Origin of the sequence: Amycolatopsis sp. CB00013 (assembly GCF_001905755.1) — a bacterium.
In the GTDB taxonomy this organism is placed as follows: domain Bacteria; phylum Actinomycetota; class Actinomycetes; order Mycobacteriales; family Pseudonocardiaceae; genus Amycolatopsis; species Amycolatopsis japonica.
The window spans coordinates 1050807-1068158 of record NZ_LIWC01000002.1 but is presented as its reverse complement, the minus strand read 5'-3'; the positions used below and the strand labels follow the sequence as shown (position 1 = coordinate 1068158).

The following is a 17352-nucleotide window of genomic DNA, read 5'->3' as shown; positions in this document are numbered from 1 at the left end:
TCACGTCATGCTCATCCCCGGTCCCGCCGCACGTTCCGACGTCCCGCCGTTCCACGTCATGGACGTCCTTTCGGCCGCACAGGCCCGGCAGCGCAGCCACGGCGACCTGGTCCCGTTGCTCGCCGGGCAGCCGTCCGCCCCGGCGCCGGGACCGGTGCTCGAAGCCGCGCAACGGGCGCTGAAGGACCACAACCTCGGCTACACCGAGCAGCTCGGCATCCCGGAGCTGCGCGAGGCCGTCGCGGAGCACTACAACCGCACGTACCCGGTCGACGTGAGCCCGCAGGACGTCATCATGACGACCGGTTCCTCCGGCGGTTTCCTGCTCTCGTTCCTCAGCGCCTTCGAGGCGGGCGACCGCGTCGCGATGGCGCGTCCCGGCTACCCGGCCTACCGCAACCTGCTGAAGGTGCTCGGTTGCGAGGTCGTCGAGTTCGCCACCGGGGCGGACACGAACTTCCAGCCGACCGTCGCGCTGCTCGACGAATTGGGGCCGGTCAAGGGACTCATCGTGGCCAGCCCGAGCAATCCGACCGGCACCGTCCTGCCGCCGGGTGAACTGGCGGCGATCAGCGGCTGGTGCGCGTCACGCGGTGTGCAGCTGATCAGCGACGAGATCTACCACGGGATCTCCTATGGCGCCGGGCTCGATTGCGCCTGGCAGTACGGCAACGAAGCGCTCGTCCTCGGCTCGTTCTCCAAGTACTTCGCCATGACCGGCTGGCGGCTCGGCTGGATGCTCGCGCCGCAGCGGCTGCATCGCGCGATCGACGTCCTGACCGGCAACTTCACCATCTGCCCACCCGCGGTCTCCCAGCACGCCGCGGTCGCCGCGTTCACCCCGGAGGCGTACGCGGAGGCCAACGGTCACGTCGAGCGCTACCGGGCCAACCGCGACGTGCTCTTCGCCGGTCTCAAGGGCATCGGCATCGACAAGCTCGCGCCGGCCGAAGGCGCCTTCTACGCCTACGCCGATGTCTCCGCGTACACGACCGACAGCCTCAGCTGGTGCCAACGGCTCCTCGCCGAAACGGGCGTCGCGATCGCTCCCGGGATCGACTTCGACCCGGTCGACGGCGGCCGGTTCGTGCGGTTCTCCTTCGCGGGTTCTCGCGAGGACATCGACGAAGGGGTCCGCAGGCTGGGCAAGTGGCTCACCGCTCAGGGGGAACCCGGAAATCACCCTGAACGTTAGGCGGAATGAAGGCGCTCGCGAGCTTCGCCTGACAACCTGGACTCACCGGGCCCGCTCGGGCACGGTGAGGCAATCGGAGGATGCCATGTTCTGGAAGATCGTCGGCGGGCTGATCCTGGCTTGGGTGGCCTTCATGGTGCTCGGATCCGTGCTCGGTTTCCTCGTGAAGGCCGTCTTTTGGATCGCCGTCATCGGCGGCGCGGTCTTCCTCGGCACGGCCGCGTACGGCGCCATCAAGGGCAAGGGCACCCCGAAGCAGCTCCGCCGCTAAGGCTTACGCGCCACCCCGCCGAGCGACGTGAAGTTCACGGGCGAAAGCGGGGTGAAGCGCGGGCCGTCCGGCCACCACAGGTGCGGGTACGTCAGCCCGGGCTCCATGAGATCGAGTCCTTCGAAGAACGACTCGATCTCGTCACGCGTGCGGTACAGCGTGTCCAGCCCCGTGCCGTTGAAGCGCTTCTCGAGTGCCGTCGCGACGTCGGCGGCTTCGGAGCCATCGGCGGGGTTGTGCTGGTGCAGCAGCGCGACGAACGAGCCCGGGGCCAGCGCGTCGACGTAGGCGCGGACGGTCTTCCGCGCCTCGTCGAGGTCCTGGATGTGGTGGACGATCGCGCACAGGACGAGCCCGACGGGCCGGTCGAAGTCCAGCCGGTGGGTGCGGGCGAGTTCCTCGACGACCTCGGCCGGTTCGGTCAGGTCCGCGGCCACCATATGCGCGAAGTCGTTCGCCGCGAGCAGCGCGCGGCCGTGCGCCTGCACCACCGGATCCCGGTCGACGTAGACGACCTGGGCCTCGGGGTTGTACCGCTGCGCGACCTGGTGCGTGTTGTCCATGCTCGGGAAACCGGAACCGAGGTCGAGGAACTGGTCGATGCCTTCCCGGTCGGTCAGGTAGCGCACGGTCCGCACCAGCCAGTGCCGCACTTCTTTGGCCATCGCCTGCGCGTCCGGCGAGATTTCCAGGATCTGGCGCAGCGCCACCCTGTCCGCTTCGTAGTTGTCCTGGCCGCCCATCAGCGCGTCGAAGACCCTCGCGATGCTCGGCCGGTCGAAATCGACGGGCACGAACGGGCGCTGGTCCGCTGACATGGGCACCTACCGGGGTAACTCGGTTTGGACGCGTTCAGCGTAGGTCATCCGCTTCACCGCGCGTAAGCGGATGAGCGGTGAGGGTGAATTATTCCTCCGAAGAGCCGAAGCTGGATTTCGCTGTTGTCACGCCGACCCAGCGTTCGGCCTTCATCCCCACCGCCCGTGCACCGTCCACATTGGACTGACGATCGTCGAAGAACAGGCAGTCGCCCGGTTCGGCGCCGAGTTCGGCGAGCAGGATCCGATAGATCTTCGCGTCGGGCTTCATGCAGCCGAGGTCACCCGAGAAGAGCTTCACGCGGAACAGCTTCGCCCACTCCTGCTCGCGCACCCACCGGCCGAAGGTGGACGACGCGTTCGAGAGCAATGCGAGCGCCGCGCCTGCCTCGTGCAGCCCTTCCAGCAGTTCGAGGACGTCCGGTTCGAGGTGCGTCCAGCCCTCGACGTCGATGCGGGTCAGCTCGTCCGCGAACGCCTTGTCGACAGGCACGTTCAGCGCGCGGCCGACGTTCTGCCAGTACTCGAGGTCCGAGCCGCCCGAGTCGTACTGGACCCGCTCGGCCCAATAGTGCGGCTCGAAGTCGGCGAGATCGAGGCCGAAGGCCTTGGCCAGGGTCGGCAGCGCGTCGGTGTGCTCGCTGATGACGTCGCCGTAGTCGAAGACGATCCAGTTCATGTTCAGCCCCCGGTCTTGACGCGTTGAAGGGTTTCTTCGATGTCCGCCGCCGAAAGGTCCCGGTGCGCGACGAAGCGGATCCGGCCCGAGCTCGGCAGCGTCAGGATCCCGAGCCCGGCCAGCCACGCCAGCCGCCCTTCGAGATCCGGTGCGGTGACCTGCACGATGTTGGTCTCGGGAGCGTTGACCTCCCAGCCGAGCTCGGCGAACCCGGCCGCGAGCCGGGTCGCGTTCTCGTGGGTCTCGGCGAGGTCGCCGATGCGGTCCAGCGCGACCATGCAGGCCGCCGCCAGCACGCCGCCCTGCCGGACGCCGCCGCCGAGCATCTGGCGCATCCGCCGCGCCTTCTCGACGAACTCCTCGCTGCCGGCCACCACCGAGCCGACGGGCGCGCCGAGCCCCTTGGAGAAACAGGCGGACACGGTGTCGACGCCGACCGTGAGGGCCGCGGGCGGGACCTCCAGCGCGACCGACGCGTGCCAGATGCGGGCGCCGTCGAGGTGCACGGTCAGCCCGGCCTCCTTCGCGATCGCCACCAGCTGGGCGTGCTCGTCGGGCGGGGTGACCGCGCCGCCCGCCGTGTTGTGCGTGTTCTCCAGGCACAACAGCGGGGTGCGCAGCGCGTAGTACGGCCCGCGCGGGACGCCGATCGCGGCCGAAAGCGTCTCCGGCGTCGGCCGCCCGGGCCCGGCGTCGTGCTCCAGCGGCTCCGGCATGCCGCCCGCGAGCCAGGCCGCGGAACCGAGCTCGTCGGTGATGACGTGCGAGCCACGCGGTGCGAGGAACCGGTCGCCACGCTGGAGATGGATGCTCAGCGCGATCAGGTTCGCCATGGTCCCGGACGGGGTCCAGAGCGCGGCGGGCATGCCGAGGAGTTTCGCGGCGCGCTGTTCCAGCGCGGCGACGGTCGGATCGCCGTCGAGGACGTTGTCGCCGACCTCGGCCTTCGCCATGGCCTGGCGCATGACGTCGTCGGGCCGGGTGACGGTGTCGGAGCGGAAATCGATCAGCGGGAGAGAGCGCGAGGTCACGGTACGATCACATCACATCGACGGGCCCGCCATGAATCTCCTCCCCGGCTGGTCCGCCGCGCCCGCTCATGCAACCGTGGACGCCCCCGGTTCCGTCCTACCCACCGACGAGGCAAGAGCGGAGACAAAAACCGCGTGAACCAGCGCGACGAACAAGAGTTCGCGGAGTACTTCGCCGCGAAGCGGGACTCCGTGCGCAGGACCGCGTACATGCTCTGCGGTGACTGGCATCGTGCGGACGATCTCGCGCAGACGGCGTTCGTCGCGCTGCACCGGAGGTGGAAGAAGATCAGAGAACGGGCGGCGACCGACGCCTACGTGCGGAAGACGCTGGTCAGGGCGGCCATCGACGAGTCGAGGCGGCCGTGGCGGCGGGAGTGGCAGACCGAAGAGCTGCCCGAACCGCCGCAGGACGGCTTCGACCTCGGCGAACAGGTCGTCACCAGGGAAGACCTGCTGGCCGCGTTACGGGAAGTGCCCCCGAAGCAGCGGGCAGTGCTGGTGCTCAGGTTCTTCGAGGGGCTGGACGTCGGTGCCGCGGCGAAGGCGCTGGGCTGCAGCGAAGGGAACATCAAGAGCCAGACCGCGCGCGGGCTGGCGAACCTCAGGCAGGTCATGGAGAAGGAGGAGGTGGCACGGGATGGACGAGAATGACCTGAAGGCGTTGTTCCGTGACGCCCCCGGCGACGCGCCGTCGCCGACCTTCGACACCGCCGACGTGGTCCGCGCCTCGAAACGCGCCACTGCCCGACGCCGAAACGGTATCGCGGTGGCCTGTAGTGCGGTGGTTTTGGTGCTGGCCGGAGTGGGCATGTTCGGCGTGCTCGGCGGAACCGACTTCGAACTGGGGACCGCGGCCAAATCCGATCAGGAAGCGGCGTCCGCGGGGCAACCCGGGGCCGCGTCCGCACGTCCTCAGAACGGGGAGTCCTCGAACTTCTCGAACCCGCCGCCTCAGCAGGGGGGCGGCGGAGTAGAGAAGACCGGCCCATTGGTGGCCGAAGGCACCTACGGGTGCGACCAGGTGGACCGGGAGCTCGCCACCGCCCTCGCTGGCGAGCTCCCGGTCCCCGTGGATGTCGCCAAGTCGACGCCCGGCGACATCTGTACGACGGGAGCCAGGTCCGCGGGGTTCCAGGTGCCGGGCGGCACGGTCTCCGCGGCGGTCTACCCGGCGGGTTCGTCCGTCCCGGTGATGCCCACCGGAGCGGCCGAGGCGCGGCGGACCACCCCCAAGGGGTCTCTCGTGGTCGTGGTGAGCCTCGGCGACGGTTCGGGCAGGCCCGCCCTTCCCGAGTCCGACGTCGACAGGCTGGTCGGCGTGCTCGCCGCCCGCTATTAACCGAGCTGGCAAAATAGCCCGCCATGACCGCCGCAGCGACCACACCGAAGGGTGAGCGACGCCGTGCCGAGCTGATCGAGGCCGCCTCGTCGCTCCTGGCCGAGGGCGGTTTCGACGCTGTGCGGCATCGTGCGGTCGCCGAGCGGGCCGGTCTTCCGCTCGCTTCGACGACGTACTACTTCGATTCGCTGGAAGAGCTGGTCACCGCCGCGGTGGAGCACCACGCGAAGGTGGAACTGGAGGACGGGCGGCAGCGTCTCGACGAGCTGGCGACCCGCAATCGCGGCGTCGAGGCCACCGTCGACCTGGTGCTGGACATGCTCCTCGGCCCGCTCCGCCCGGATCGCGAGGCCGATGCCGAAGCGGTCCTTCTGCGCTACGAACGCCTCGTCGGGACAGGGCGCCGCCCGTACCTTCGCCCCCTGATGCGGACGCTGTCCGCGCAGCTGTACGAGCTGCTCCACGAGATCTTCGCGCGCTCCGGCACTCCTGTGGACGCCACCGAACTGGAGCGGCTCGTCGCCCTGGTCGACGGCGCCGTGGTCAACGCGCTCATCGAGGTCGACCCGGAGCCCCGGGCCGCCGCCGCGCGCATGCTCCAGGCGGCCCTGGCCTGAAACTCCCGCGTTTCGTCCTCTGAATGCGGTAGTTGGCGTCGCGAACCACCGCATTCAGAGGACGAAACGCGGGGCGGGTTAGTCTGGCCGCGTGACGGACAAGCCCCGCATCCCCAACGTGCTCGCCGGCCGCTACGCCTCGCCTGAGCTGGTCGAACTCTGGTCCCCGGAACGCAAGGTCGTGCTGGAGCGCGAGCTCTGGCTCGCCGTGCTCCGCGCGCAGGCCGACCTCGGCGTCGAGGTGCCGGACGGTGTCGTCGCCGACTACGAACGCGTCCTGGAGCAGGTCGACCTCGACTCGATCGCCGCACGTGAGCGCGTCACCCGGCATGACGTGAAGGCCCGCATCGAGGAGTTCAACGCGCTCGCCGGACACGAGCACGTCCACAAGGGCATGACGTCGCGGGACCTCACCGAGAACGTCGAGCAGCTGCAGGTGCTGCGGTCGCTGGAGCTGGTGCGTAGCCGCGTCGGCGCCGTGCTGGCCCGGCTCACCGCGATCGCGGTCGAGCACGCCGACACGGTGATGGCCGGTCGTTCGCACAACGTCGCCGCGCAGGCGACGACCCTGGGCAAGCGGTTCGCCACCGCCGCCGACGAACTGCTGGTCGCCTTCGACCGGCTCGAAAACCTCATCGGCCGCTACCCGCTGCGCGGGATCAAGGGCCCGGTCGGCACCGCGCAGGACATGCTCGACCTGCTCGGCGACGAGTCCACTTTGGACGAACTGGAGTCGCGGGTCGCGGCCCACCTCGGCTTCGAGAACGTGTTCACCAGCGTCGGCCAGGTGTACCCGCGTTCGCTCGACTTCGACGTGCTGTCCACCGTCGTCCAGCTCGCGGCCGCCCCGTCGAGCCTGGCGAAGACGATCCGGCTGATGGCGGGCCACGAGCTGGTCACCGAGGGCTTCAAACCCGGCCAGGTCGGCTCGTCGGCCATGCCGCACAAGATGAACACGCGCTCTTGCGAGCGGGTCAACGGGCTCGCCGTGGTGCTGCGCGGCTACCTGTCGATGATCGGCGAGCTCGCCGGCGACCAGTGGAACGAAGGCGACGTGTCCGACTCCGTCGTCCGCCGGGTCGCGCTGCCCGACGCGTTCTTCGCGCTCGACGGTCTGCTGGAGACCTTCCTCACGGTGCTGGCCGAGTTCGGCGCCTTCCCGGCGGTCATCGGACGTGAGCTCGATCGCTATCTGCCGTTCCTCGCGACCACCAAGGTGCTCATGGCCTCGGTCCGCGCGGGGGTCGGGCGTGAAACCGCTCACGAGGCGATCAAGGAGAACGCCGTCGGCGTCGCGCTCGCGATGCGGGAGCAGGGGCTGGCCGAGAACGACCTCCTCGACCGGCTCGCCGCCGACGAGCGCATCCCGCTCGACCGCGGTGAGCTGGACAAACTCCTCGCCGACCGCATCTCGTTCACCGGTGTCGCGCCGCGTCAGGTGGCCGCGATCGCGGCCCGCGTCGAGGCCATCCTGGAGCGTTTCCCGGAGGCGGCGAACTACTCGCCGGCACCGATCCTCTGACCTGTGAGCAGCCCCACCACGGGGCGTTCACAGAGTGAGACGAAGTTACTCGATCGGGCGAAATGCCTAATCTCGATCGCTGAACCCGGAGCGCCAGGCCGCCCATGAGGCGGCCTGGCGTGTTTGTATCGCGCCTTGCGCGCCGACACCCACGGAAGAAGCGATGAGATCCACGCTGTCGAAAATCGTCGCCGTCGTCACGGCCGGAGCGGCCACCCTCGCCCTCGCCGCCTGCGGCTCCGGTGACGCGAGCACGACCGGCCAGAAGCTGCGGGTCGGCACCCTGACCGACGCGCCGCCGTCCATCTACCTGGAGAACGGCACCTTCACCGGCTACGACAACGAACTGCTGCGCGACATCGGGAGGCGCGAGGGCTTCGAGGTCGAGTTCGTCGGCACCGAGTTCGCCGGGCTGCTCGCGGCCGTCGCCACCAACAAGTTCGACATCGGCAGCTCCACGATCTCCACCACCGAGGCCCGCAAGAAGACCGTCGCGTTCAGCAACGGCTACAGCACCGGGTTCACCTCGATCATCACCAAGAAGGGCGCGGGTCTCAAGGACGTCGGCGCCTTCAACGGCAAGCGGCTCGGCGTCGTGCAGGCGTCGGTGCAGGACGATTTCGCCAGCGGCAAGGTGCCCGGCGCCAACGTCGTCCGCTTCCCCGACTACAACGCCGGTTTCGCGCAGCTGAAGGGCGGCAGCCTCGACGGCTGGGTCGTGCCGAAGGACATCGGGCAGAAGTACATCGACCAGAACCCGGACCTGCAGCTGGAGTTCGGCTACACCGTCGAGACCAAGGACACGCCGTCCGCGTTCGCCGTCCGCAAGGACAACAAGGAACTGCTGAAGAAGATCAACGACGGCCTCGCGAAGGCCGTGGCGGACGGCACCGTCGCCCGCCTGCACGCTCAGTTCTTCAAAACCGAGCCGCTGCCCAAGGAACTCGAACAGGGCGGCCCCGGCCTGCCCGTGCAGAACCCGGGGGTCTGAAAATCATGAAGAAAACGCTGCTCGCCACGCTGGCCGCGGGCCTCGTCGCCGTGCTCGCCGCCTGCGGTGGTGGCGAATCCGCCACCGAGAAGACCCTGCGCGTCGGGACGCTGAGCGACGCGCCGCCGAACATCTACGTCGAGAACGGCAACTACACCGGCTTCGACAACGAGCTGCTGAAGGCCATCGCCGCCAAGCAGAACCTGAAGCTCGAGTTCGCCTCGACCGACTTCTCCTCGCTGCTCGGCCAGGTCGCGAACAACCAGTTCGACATCGCCAGCTCGGCCATCGCGCAGACCGACGAGCGCAAGAAGAACGTCGACTTCTCCAGCCCGTACAACTTCGAGGTCATGAGCATCCAGACCAAGGACGGCTCGCCGATCACCGAGGAGAAGGGCCTGTCCGGCAAGCGGGTCGCGGTCATCCAGGCGACCGTCGGCGACAAGTGGCTCACCTCGACGGTGCCCGACGCGCAGGCCGTGCGTTTCCCCGGGTACGCCCCGGCGCTGGCCGCGCTCAAGAGCGGCGCCGTCGACGCCTACATCCTCGACCAGGCGATCGCCGAGACGAACGTCAAGGAGAGCACCGACGCGAAGCTCAAGGTCGTCAAGTCCTTCACCACCGACGTGCCCCACGGCTTCGCGGTGAAGAAGGGCAACAGCGAGCTGCTCACCAAGATCAACGAGGGCCTCAAGCAGGTCATCGCCGACGGCACCTGGGTCAAGCTGCACGAGAAGTTCCTGCCGACGGCCCCGGTCCCGGCCCAGTTCAAGGCGTGAGGATCACGATGAAGAAGTCACTCGCCGCCGTCGTCGGTGCCGTCCTCGTGGCGGTGCTGGCGGCGTGCGGCGGCGGTGAGGACGCCGGCGGGAAAACCCTTCGCGTCGGCACCCTCAGCGACTCGAAACCCAACGCCTATCAGGAAAACGGCGTGTTCACCGGGTTCGACAACGAGCTGCTGAAGGCCATCGCCGCGCACCAGAACCTGAAACTCGAGTTCGTCTCCACGGAGTTCTCGGCGCTGCTCGGCCAGGTCGCCACCGGCAAGTTCGACATCGGCAGCTCGGGGATCTCGCAGACCGACGAACGCCGCAAGACCGTCGACTTCTCGGCGCCGTACAACTACCAGTCGCTCGGCATCGAGACCCGCGAGGGCGTCGCGATCACCGACGAGAACTCCTTGGCGGGCAAGCGGATCGGCGTCGTCCAGGGCACCGTGTCGGACAGCTGGCTGACGGCCAACGCGCCCACCGCGCAGGCGGTGAAGTTCCCGCAGGACGCCGCCGCGCTCGCCGCGCTGAAGTCGGGCGCGATCGACGGCGCGATCTTCGACCAGGCGACCGCCGAGGACTACGCGGCGAAGAACCCGGACGCGAAACTCAAGGTGGTCAAGGCGATCACCACGACGATCCCGCACGGTTTCGCGGTCAAGAAGGGCAACACCGAATTGGCGGGCAAGATCAACGCGGGGCTCAAGGCGGTCATCGCCGACGGGACCTGGGAAAAGGTGCACCAGCGGTTCGAACCGAACGCGCCGGTGCCCGCGGAGTTCAAGGCCGGGCAGAAGTAAGTGGACGATTTCCTCAACACCTTCCTGAACTGGGAGTACATCTGGGAGGTCTTCCCCGACCTCCTCGGGACCGGCCTGCTGAACACGCTGATCCTGTCGGTGTTCTCGGCACTGATCGGCACCGTGCTCGGCATGCTGCTGGCCACGATGGGCCTGTCCAGCAAGGCGTGGCTGCGCTGGCCCGCCCGGGTGTACACCGACATCTTCCGCGGCCTGCCCGCGATCCTGACCATCCTGGTGATCGGGCAGGGCGGCGGGATCCTCATCCCGTCGCTGTCGCGGAATCCTTACCCGCTGGGCATCCTGGCGCTGAGCCTGATCGCGGCCGCGTACATCGGCGAGATCTTCCGCGCCGGTATCCAGAGTGTCGAAAAAGGACAGATGGAGGCCAGCCGCGCGCTGGGCATGAGCTACACCAAGGCGATGACGCTCGTCGTCATCCCGCAGGGTGTGCGGCGCGTGCTGCCCGCGCTGGTGAACCAGTTCATCGCATTGGTCAAGGACTCCAGCCTGGTGTACTTCCTCGGCTTCCTCGCCGAGCAGCGCGACCTGTTCCGCATCGGGCAGGACCTCGCGGCGAACACCGGGAACCTGTCGCCGCTTGTCGCCGCCGGTGCCGTCTACCTGGTGATCACCGTGCCGCTGACGCATCTGGTCAACTACATCGACAAGAAGCTGCGCACCGGCAAGAAGATCCGGGTCGACGACGAGGGCGGCGAAACGGAACTCCTGAACGCCGGAAAGGTGCCGATGTCATGACCGCCGCCGTCCGTTCCTCCAGCGTCGAACTCCGCGACATCCACGTCTCCTTCGGCACCCTCGAAGTGCTGAAGGGTGTGAACCTGACGGTCGAGAAGGGCCGCACGACCTGCATCATCGGGCCGTCGGGGTCCGGCAAGTCGACGCTGCTGCGCTGTGTGAACCGCCTCCAGGAGCCCGACTCGGGCGACCTGCTGCTGGGCGGCGAGAGCGTCATCTCGACCGATCCGGACGCGCTGCGGCAGCGCGTCGGGATGGTGTTCCAGCACTTCAACCTGTTCGGGCACCGCAGCGTGCTGGACAACATCACCCTGCCGCTGCGCAGTGTGCGCAAACTCGGCAAGGAGGAGGCGGCGGAGATCGCGCACGCCCGCCTCGCCGAGGTCGGCCTCGCCGACAAGGCGCCGTACCGGCCGAGCGCGCTCTCGGGCGGGCAGCAGCAGCGGGTCGCGATCGCGCGGGCGCTCGCCATGGAGCCCGAGGTCATGCTGTTCGACGAGGCGACCAGCGCGCTGGACCCGGAGCTGGTCAAGGGCGTTCTCACGCTGATGGCCGGGCTGGCCGAGCGCGGGCTGACGCTGCTCGTGGTCACCCACGAGATGGGTTTCGCGCGCGGCGTCGCCGACGAAGTCGCGTTCATGGACGACGGGAAGATCGTCGAACAGGGCGCTCCGGAGGCGATCTTCGACGCTCCGCGGAGCGAGCGGCTGCAGCGTTTCCTGTCGCAAGTGCTGTAGCGCGCTTCCGCAGTACATGAAGGCCCCCTTCCTTGCGCTAGACGCAGTGAAGGGGGCCTTCATGTACTTGGGAAGGTGTGAAGGTCGAGTTTCCTCCGCTGAGCCGAGGGAGGGGGGCCTTCACACATCTGCTGTGACTGCTGGGGCTGGTGGTGTCGCAGAGCCGCGGGTGGCGATCGTGTAGTCCGTGAAGGCCTCCTTGCCTACCTTCAGGGTAGGGAAGGAGGCCTTCACGGACCGGCGGCCAACGGCCACCCACATTCAGTAGGCACCTAAGACAGCCTTGGCCCGAATCGCCACTCACCACGCCTTAGTCGTTAACCTGCGGCTATGGCGAGAGTGGCGAAGCTGGTCTATTACCCGGTCAAAGGCTGCGCGGGCACGTCGGTCGCGACGGCCGACGTCACCCCCGCGGGGCTGAGGTTCGACCGGGCCTGGATGGTCGTCTCCCCGGAGGGCGAGTTCCGCAGCCAGCGCAAGCATCCGGTGATGGCGTCGATCCGGGCCGAGGTGCTCGACGACGGCGCCCGCCTGCGTCTCGCCGCTCCCGGCGTCGAGGAACTGCTGGTCGAGACGGTCACGGACGGGCCGAGGCAGCCCGCCGCGACGTTCACCTGGCAGGGCAAGGGCGTCCATCAGGGAGACGAGGCCGCCGAGTGGTTCTCCGACGTCCTCGGCCTGCCGTCGGTGTTCGTCGGGCTCGCACCGGAGCACGAACGCGTCACCAACGGCGAGATCCCCGGCACCGCGGCCTTCGCCGACGCGCACGCGATCCTGCTGACCTCGGAGTCCTCTTTGGACGGTCTGAACGAGCGTATCGCGTCGCGCGGCGCCGAAGCCGTGCCGATGGACTGCTTCCGGCCCAACATCGTCGTCGCGGGCTGGCCAGAGCCGCATCGCGAGGACGACGTCCGCTCGCTCACCGCCGGTGGCCTCGAACTGGGGTACGCGAAGGTCTGCATCCGCTGCACGGTGCCGATGGTCGACCAGGAGACCGGGAAGAAGGCCGGTCCCGAGCCGATCCGGTCGCTCGCCGACTACCGCCGCGAACCCGAGGGCGGCGTCTCGTTCGGGATCAAAATGGCGGTGACCGGACCCGGTCAGGTGGCCGTCGGCGACGAGGTGATCGTGCACTCCTGGGCGGGTCCGAGCCCGAGTACCGCCGAGGCCGAGCCGCCGTTCACGGCGACCGCGAGCCGTCCGGCGGAATCGGTGTAGAGCACGTTCCGGCCCGGCGGCACCGTGCCGAAGGTGTCGCCGACCAGCGCTTTCACCAGGACGTGTTCGCTGCTGACGGAGACCGTGCCCGCCAGCCCGGCCAGTTCGAGGTCGGCGGGGCTCGCGGCCAGCTGGACGTTGCCGAAGTGGTCGACCGTGAGCACCTCGGCCACCAGCTTGCCGGGGAACACCGCGACGAACGGGTCGGGCAGCCGCACGAGGTCGTCGACGCGCGGCCCGAACTCCTCGGGCGGGACGCCGAGCGCGAGATGCGCGGCGGCGGGGGCGAAGACGTCACGTCCGTGGAACGTCGACGACGTCACCGGAAGGCGGTATTCCGGCGCCGCGAGTTCGTACGCGGCTATCACCCCGCTGAGTGTTTCGGCGGCGGGAATGAGGAGCCCGTTGTCCGGGCCGACGAGCATTCCGCGGTCGGTGACCACCACGACGCCGCGCCGGGCGGTGCCGACACCGGGGTCCACGACGGCGAGATGGACGGACTCCGGCAGATACGGCGCGGTCTGGGCGAGCACCTCGGCGCCGGTCCTGACCTGCTGCGGAGGGATCTCGTGGCTCACGTCGATCACCCGTACGGACGGCGCGATCCGCGCGATCACGCCGTGGCACGCGGCCACGAAACCGTCGCTCAGTCCGTAGTCGGTCGTGAACGAAACGCAGTGGATCGGCATGATCAGCCATCATCCTTGATCGCTAGGGTGCAGCCGTGACGACGCTCGAATACCCGAAGATCGCCGCCGGCAAGGTCCGTGAGCTCTACGCCGTCGATGACGAGCATCTGCTGCTCGTCACCTCCGACCGGATCTCCGCCTACGACGTCGTCTTCGACACGCCCATCCCGGACAAGGGGCGGGTGCTCACCGCGATGAGCGTGTTCTGGTTCTCCCTGCTCTCCGATGTCCTCCCCAACCATCTCGTCTCCTACGACGACGACCGCATCCCCGCCGAGGTCCGCGGCCGCGCGCTGCTGGTGCGGCGGCTGGCGATGCTGCCGTTCGAAGCCGTCGCCCGCGGCTATCTCACCGGTACCGGTCTCGCCGATTATCGCGCGCGAGGCACGGTTTGCGGTGTCGAACTTCCGCCCGGTCTGACCGAATCGTCCCGCCTGCCCGAGCCGATCTTCACGCCCGCGACCAAGGCCGACCGCGGCTCGCACGACGAGAACATCGCCTTCTCCGACGTCGTCGGGCAGCTCGGCCGCGAGCGGGCCGAGGAGGTCCGCGAGGCGACGCTGGCGGTGTATCGCCGCGGCGCGGAGTTCGCCGCCGAACGCGGCATCCTCCTCGCGGACACGAAGCTCGAATTCGGCGTCGACCGGGAAGGGAATCTCGTGCTCGCCGACGAGGTCCTGACCCCGGATTCCTCGCGCTACTGGCCGGCGGGCGGCTACGCGCCGGACAGCCCGCAGCCGTCGTTCGACAAGCAGCCGCTGCGGGACTGGCTCACCAGTCCGGCGTCCGGCTGGCATCGCCGGGACAGACCCGGGTCGCCACCCTTGCCCGAGGACATCGTCGCCGCCACGCGCGCGAGGTACATCGAGTCGTACGAACGCATCACCGGCCGGTCGCTGCAGGATTGGCCCGCCTGACCTGCGGCGTTCACCCCGTGGTCAGTCCGGCGCAAGTCGCGGCTGGCTCACTGGTGGGGTGGACGCACGTTTGCTGGTTTCCCTGTCCGGCGTGACCACCCGGACGTTGCACCGCTGCGCCGATCTCGCGGCCGAACTCGACCGGCGCAGGGTCCCGTTGTCCGTGCTCTACGCCGCTCGCACCGGCGAGGGCCCCGTGACCGAGTGGGTCCGGACGCGTCGCACCCGCGGCGATTCCGTCCTCCTGCACGGGTACGACCACCAGATCCCGCCCACCCATCGCGCCGTCTACCTGGGCAAACGAGCCGAGTTCGCGGCTCTGCCCGCGCACGAGGCGAGGCTGCGCCTGATCGCGGCGAAGGCGGCGCTCGACGCCAACGGCATGGCCGTCGACGGCTTCGCGCCGCCGCGCTGGATCGCCTCGGAAGGCACTCTGCAGGCCCTGCGCGAGCACGGGTTCACGTTGTGCGCGGATCTGGCGTCGGTGCGGGACCTGGTGTCCGGGGACGTCCAGCGCGCCAGGGTGCAGGAGTTCGGCGGACCGTCGCACCGCACGGAGACCGTCCGGTGTTTCGCGCTGGTGCTGGCCGCCGCCAGGGCCGCGCGCCGCGGCGGGCTGGTGCGGCTCGGCATCGACGCCGCGGACCTCGCCCGGCCGGGACTGCGGCAGGCGTTCCTCGACGCCGTCGACGTCTCGCTGGAGAACCGCGCTTTCGGAACCACGTACGGCTCGCTCTCGCGAACGCGGGTTAAATTGTCGGGATGACCGACGACGCAGGCGCACCGGCGACGCTGATGCGGCTCTGGCGCCGGTCGGAACGCCCGACGCGCGGCAGGCCTTCCGTGCTCGACATCGACGGTGTCGTGGCGGCGGCGGTGGACCTCGCCGATCGCGAAGGCGTCGCGAACGTGACGCTGGCGAACGTGGCGAAGGATCTGGGCGTCACGAAGATGTCGTTGTACCGCCACATCGGTTCGAAGGCGGAGCTGCTGGAGCTGATGGCCGACGTCGCCATCGGCGATCCGCCGGAGGTGGAGCCCACCGGTGACTGGCGGGCCGAGCTGACCACGTTGGCCGAGGCCAACCGCGACGTGCTGATGAGCCATCCGTGGCTGGTCGAGCTGCCGCTTTCCGGCCCGCCCGCCGGTCCGCACGCGGTCGCCTGGATGGACGCTTTCCTGCGCACGCTGCGCGAAACCGGCCTCGACTGGGGGACCAAGGGCGGGATCCTGGTCCTGATCGGCGGCTATGTCCGCCTCGCCTGCGCGCAGGCCCTGCAGCTCGCCGAGGGCCGGAAGGACAGCGGGCTGACCCAGGCGCAGGCGGAACAGGCCTACGGCAAGGGCCTCGCCGAGCTGATCGACCCTGAGCGTTTCCCCGACGCCGTGGGCTTCCTGAGCTCGGGTCTCGGTGGCTCCGAACAGAACTCCGACTTCGACTTCGGTCTCGACGTCGTCCTCGACGGCATCGCCGCTCTCGTCGAAGCGAGCTGACAAAACCCCTCCTCAGCCTTTAGTATCCGCCGGACATTAATTAGTGTACGTTGGATACTAAAGGGGGATCCATGACATCGACACCGACGGGCGAGCGTGTGCTCGCACCGGATCTGGCCAGGGGTTTCGCGCTCCTGCTGGTCGCGCTGGCGCATACCGCGAGCATCTTCCTCGGCAACACGCCGGGCGTCGATCAGACGCCGGAAGGACTGGAACGGCCGTACTTCGTGGTGCTGTTCGTGCTCGTCCACGCGTGCGCGCTGCCGCTGTTCGGCATGATGCTCGGCTACGGGATGGTGCAGTTCGCCGATCGGCAGGAAGCGCTGGGGCAGTCATGGCCGCGCACGCGTGGCATCCTGCTCCGCCGTCACGCGTGGCTGCTCGTCTTCGGCGCCGTCGACGGGGTGCTGTTCTTCTCCGGCGACGTGCTCGGTGCGTACGGAGTGGTCGGCATGGTGTTCGCCCTGCTGCTTTTGCGGCGCGGCAAGGGTTTCTATCGGATTCCGGTGCTGTACCTGGGTTTCGGCGTCTGCTATCTGGCAGTGCTGATGTACCTGGTGCTCACCGGGAATTCCGGGAGCGCGCCGGTTCCGTCCATCGAGGACGCGTCGTCACTGGCGCCGACGTACGGCGGCGCCGTGCGGGAACGGCTCGTCGAATGGCCGATGACCACCGCGGTCCTGCTGTCGTCGATCCTGTTCGTCTGGGTGGGCGCCTGGGCCGCGAAGAAGCGGGTGCTGGAGGAGCCGAATCGGAAACTGCTCCTTTTCGGTCTGTTCGGGGGTTTCGGTGTCGCGATCGCGGGCGCGCTGCCGATGGGGCTCTTCGCCGGTGACTACGTCGGCTTCGACGAGGAGACCGCCGGGCTCGTCAAGCTGATGTACGAGGGAGCGGGCCTGTTCGGCGCGATCGGTTACATCAGCCTGTTCGGGCTCATCGGCATGGCGGTCGGCAAAAAACGCCGCGGCGTCCTAGTCACCGCGATCTCGGCGCTCGGCCAGCGCACGCTGAGTGCCTACCTGTTCCAGTCGGTGGCGTGGCTGATCCTGGCGCCGCCGTTCATGCTGGGGTTGAGCGGCAGCACGTTCGTCGCGGCCGCGTGCGGGCTCGGCGTGTGGCTGCTGACGGTCGTCGTCGCGTACGTGATGCACCGGCGGGCGTATCGGGGACCGGCGGAGATCTTGGTGCGGAAACTCGCGTACCGGAGCTAGAAGCCTGACGTTGCGAAAGCCACTTTCGCAACCTTCAACGTTGCGAAAGTGGCTTTCGCAACGTCACCGGGGGCGGCGCGGCGCGCTGGATCATCGGCCAGTCCGATCACGCCACGTTTGCCCTGCCTTCAAGGGAAGCCCGTGCCGCGAAAGCCACTTTCGGGACGTCAGATGTCCTGAAAGTGGCTTTCGCGACACGGCTAGCCGACCACTCGGCGACCGGACGGCAAGAGGCGTTGCGAAAGCCACTTTCGCAACCTTCAACGTTGCGAAAGTGGCTTTCGCAACGCC

Annotated in this window: 20 protein-coding genes; 16 read left to right on the top strand and 4 right to left on the bottom strand. The window is 68.7% G+C overall.

Annotated features, from left to right (window positions below; all coding sequences use genetic code 11):
- Positions 1 to 7: 7 nt before the first annotated feature.
- On the top strand, positions 8 to 1195 hold the full coding sequence (locus AMK34_RS15175; protein ID WP_073845787.1) for a pyridoxal phosphate-dependent aminotransferase: 1188 nt from the start codon (positions 8 to 10) through the stop codon (positions 1193 to 1195).
- An 85-nt stretch (positions 1196 to 1280) separates the two neighbouring features.
- The gene (locus AMK34_RS15170; protein ID WP_007032516.1) at positions 1281 to 1466 is read left to right on the top strand and encodes a hypothetical protein; all 186 of its coding nucleotides are present in this window, start codon (positions 1281 to 1283) and stop codon (positions 1464 to 1466) included.
- Here AMK34_RS15170 and AMK34_RS15165 read toward each other — a convergent pair.
- The 3 genes from AMK34_RS15165 to AMK34_RS15155 form a co-directional block, all read right to left on the bottom strand.
- Positions 1463 to 2284 carry an SAM-dependent methyltransferase gene (locus AMK34_RS15165; RefSeq protein WP_038521455.1) on the bottom strand — a complete coding sequence of 274 codons (822 nt, stop codon included), beginning with the start codon at positions 2282 to 2284 and terminating at the stop codon, positions 1463 to 1465. The two genes, AMK34_RS15170 and AMK34_RS15165, sit on opposite strands and share 4 nt — an antisense overlap.
- An 88-nt stretch (positions 2285 to 2372) precedes the next feature.
- A complete protein-coding gene (locus AMK34_RS15160; RefSeq protein WP_073845786.1) occupies positions 2373 to 2963 on the bottom strand; it encodes an HAD family hydrolase in 591 nt (196 codons plus the stop codon).
- Between the two features lie 2 nt (positions 2964 to 2965).
- Positions 2966 to 3994, bottom strand: coding sequence for a threonine aldolase family protein (locus tag AMK34_RS15155; protein WP_073845785.1), 1029 nt, complete (start codon positions 3992 to 3994; stop codon positions 2966 to 2968).
- A gap of 135 nt (positions 3995 to 4129) precedes the next feature.
- Between AMK34_RS15155 and AMK34_RS15150 the strand changes: the two genes are divergently transcribed.
- The 10 genes from AMK34_RS15150 to AMK34_RS15105 all read left to right on the top strand — a co-directional run bounded on the left by AMK34_RS15150 (position 4130) and on the right by AMK34_RS15105 (position 12750).
- A complete protein-coding gene (locus AMK34_RS15150) occupies positions 4130 to 4648 on the top strand; it encodes a SigE family RNA polymerase sigma factor (protein WP_038521447.1) in 519 nt (172 codons plus the stop codon).
- Complete coding sequence (locus AMK34_RS15145; RefSeq protein ID WP_037334649.1) at positions 4635 to 5336, top strand: hypothetical protein; 702 nt, start codon at positions 4635 to 4637, stop codon at positions 5334 to 5336. The genes AMK34_RS15150 and AMK34_RS15145 overlap by 14 nt, the downstream gene beginning before the upstream one ends.
- 23 nt (positions 5337 to 5359) lie before the next feature.
- Positions 5360 to 5953, top strand: coding sequence for a TetR/AcrR family transcriptional regulator (locus AMK34_RS15140; RefSeq protein WP_037334651.1), 594 nt, complete (start codon positions 5360 to 5362; stop codon positions 5951 to 5953).
- 91 nt (positions 5954 to 6044) lie between these two features.
- Positions 6045 to 7475, top strand: coding sequence for an adenylosuccinate lyase (gene purB, locus AMK34_RS15135; protein ID WP_073845784.1), 1431 nt, complete (start codon positions 6045 to 6047; stop codon positions 7473 to 7475).
- Positions 7476 to 7638: 163 nt separating this feature from the next.
- Positions 7639 to 8466, top strand: coding sequence for a substrate-binding periplasmic protein (locus AMK34_RS15130; protein ID WP_083649869.1), 828 nt, complete (start codon positions 7639 to 7641; stop codon positions 8464 to 8466).
- A gap of 5 nt (positions 8467 to 8471) precedes the next feature.
- Positions 8472 to 9245 carry an ABC transporter substrate-binding protein gene (locus AMK34_RS15125; protein WP_038521444.1) on the top strand — a complete coding sequence of 258 codons (774 nt, stop codon included), beginning with the start codon at positions 8472 to 8474 and terminating at the stop codon, positions 9243 to 9245.
- An 8-nt stretch (positions 9246 to 9253) separates the two neighbouring features.
- Positions 9254 to 10036, top strand: coding sequence for an ABC transporter substrate-binding protein (locus AMK34_RS15120; RefSeq protein ID WP_073846302.1), 783 nt, complete (start codon positions 9254 to 9256; stop codon positions 10034 to 10036).
- A complete protein-coding gene (locus AMK34_RS15115) occupies positions 10037 to 10795 on the top strand; it encodes an amino acid ABC transporter permease (protein WP_037334661.1) in 759 nt (252 codons plus the stop codon).
- Positions 10792 to 11532 carry an amino acid ABC transporter ATP-binding protein gene (locus AMK34_RS15110; RefSeq protein WP_073845783.1) on the top strand — a complete coding sequence of 247 codons (741 nt, stop codon included), beginning with the start codon at positions 10792 to 10794 and terminating at the stop codon, positions 11530 to 11532. The genes AMK34_RS15115 and AMK34_RS15110 overlap by 4 nt, the downstream gene beginning before the upstream one ends.
- 330 nt (positions 11533 to 11862) lie before the next feature.
- Positions 11863 to 12750, top strand: a complete 888-nt coding sequence (locus AMK34_RS15105; RefSeq protein ID WP_073845782.1) for an MOSC domain-containing protein — start codon at positions 11863 to 11865, stop codon at positions 12748 to 12750.
- On the opposite strand, the gene AMK34_RS15100 is transcribed toward AMK34_RS15105, so the two are convergent.
- Complete coding sequence (locus AMK34_RS15100; RefSeq protein WP_073845781.1) at positions 12633 to 13439, bottom strand: SAM hydrolase/SAM-dependent halogenase family protein; 807 nt, start codon at positions 13437 to 13439, stop codon at positions 12633 to 12635. The genes AMK34_RS15105 and AMK34_RS15100 overlap by 118 nt on opposite strands.
- Before the next feature lie 35 nt (positions 13440 to 13474).
- On the opposite strand from AMK34_RS15100, the gene AMK34_RS15095 reads away from it, so the two are divergent.
- From AMK34_RS15095 to AMK34_RS15080, 4 genes are all read left to right on the top strand, one after another.
- Positions 13475 to 14356 carry a phosphoribosylaminoimidazolesuccinocarboxamide synthase gene (locus AMK34_RS15095; RefSeq protein ID WP_073845780.1) on the top strand — a complete coding sequence of 294 codons (882 nt, stop codon included), beginning with the start codon at positions 13475 to 13477 and terminating at the stop codon, positions 14354 to 14356.
- 58 nt (positions 14357 to 14414) lie between these two features.
- A complete protein-coding gene (locus AMK34_RS15090; RefSeq protein WP_228694807.1) occupies positions 14415 to 15122 on the top strand; it encodes a DUF2334 domain-containing protein in 708 nt (235 codons plus the stop codon).
- Complete coding sequence (locus AMK34_RS15085) at positions 15119 to 15850, top strand: TetR/AcrR family transcriptional regulator (protein WP_073845779.1); 732 nt, start codon at positions 15119 to 15121, stop codon at positions 15848 to 15850. The genes AMK34_RS15090 and AMK34_RS15085 overlap by 4 nt, the downstream gene beginning before the upstream one ends.
- Before the next feature lie 71 nt (positions 15851 to 15921).
- Complete coding sequence (locus AMK34_RS15080; RefSeq protein ID WP_073845778.1) at positions 15922 to 17061, top strand: DUF418 domain-containing protein; 1140 nt, start codon at positions 15922 to 15924, stop codon at positions 17059 to 17061.
- The last annotated feature ends 291 nt before the right edge of the window (positions 17062 to 17352 follow it).

Bases quoted from the DNA above. Each gene is read 5' to 3' on its own strand.
- AMK34_RS15140 (WP_037334651.1), top strand. From the start codon at position 5,360: ATGACCGCCGCAGCGACCACACCGAAGGGTGAGCGACGCCGTGCCGAG.
- AMK34_RS15175 (WP_073845787.1), top strand. From the start codon at position 8: ATGCTCATCCCCGGTCCCGCCGCACGTTCCGACGTCCCGCCGTTCCAC.
- AMK34_RS15120 (WP_073846302.1), top strand. From the start codon at position 9,254: ATGAAGAAGTCACTCGCCGCCGTCGTCGGTGCCGTCCTCGTGGCGGTG.
- AMK34_RS15125 (WP_038521444.1), top strand. From the start codon at position 8,472: ATGAAGAAAACGCTGCTCGCCACGCTGGCCGCGGGCCTCGTCGCCGTG.
- AMK34_RS15110 (WP_073845783.1), top strand. From the start codon at position 10,792: ATGACCGCCGCCGTCCGTTCCTCCAGCGTCGAACTCCGCGACATCCAC.
- AMK34_RS15160 (WP_073845786.1), bottom strand. From the start codon at position 2,963: ATGAACTGGATCGTCTTCGACTACGGCGACGTCATCAGCGAGCACACC.
- AMK34_RS15100 (WP_073845781.1), bottom strand. From the start codon at position 13,439: ATGCCGATCCACTGCGTTTCGTTCACGACCGACTACGGACTGAGCGAC.
- AMK34_RS15165 (WP_038521455.1), bottom strand. From the start codon at position 2,284: ATGTCAGCGGACCAGCGCCCGTTCGTGCCCGTCGATTTCGACCGGCCG.
- AMK34_RS15170 (WP_007032516.1), top strand. From the start codon at position 1,281: ATGTTCTGGAAGATCGTCGGCGGGCTGATCCTGGCTTGGGTGGCCTTC.
- AMK34_RS15145 (WP_037334649.1), top strand. From the start codon at position 4,635: ATGGACGAGAATGACCTGAAGGCGTTGTTCCGTGACGCCCCCGGCGAC.
- AMK34_RS15105 (WP_073845782.1), top strand. From the start codon at position 11,863: ATGGCGAGAGTGGCGAAGCTGGTCTATTACCCGGTCAAAGGCTGCGCG.
- AMK34_RS15085 (WP_073845779.1), top strand. From the start codon at position 15,119: ATGACCGACGACGCAGGCGCACCGGCGACGCTGATGCGGCTCTGGCGC.
- AMK34_RS15130 (WP_083649869.1), top strand. From the start codon at position 7,639: ATGAGATCCACGCTGTCGAAAATCGTCGCCGTCGTCACGGCCGGAGCG.
- AMK34_RS15080 (WP_073845778.1), top strand. From the start codon at position 15,922: ATGACATCGACACCGACGGGCGAGCGTGTGCTCGCACCGGATCTGGCC.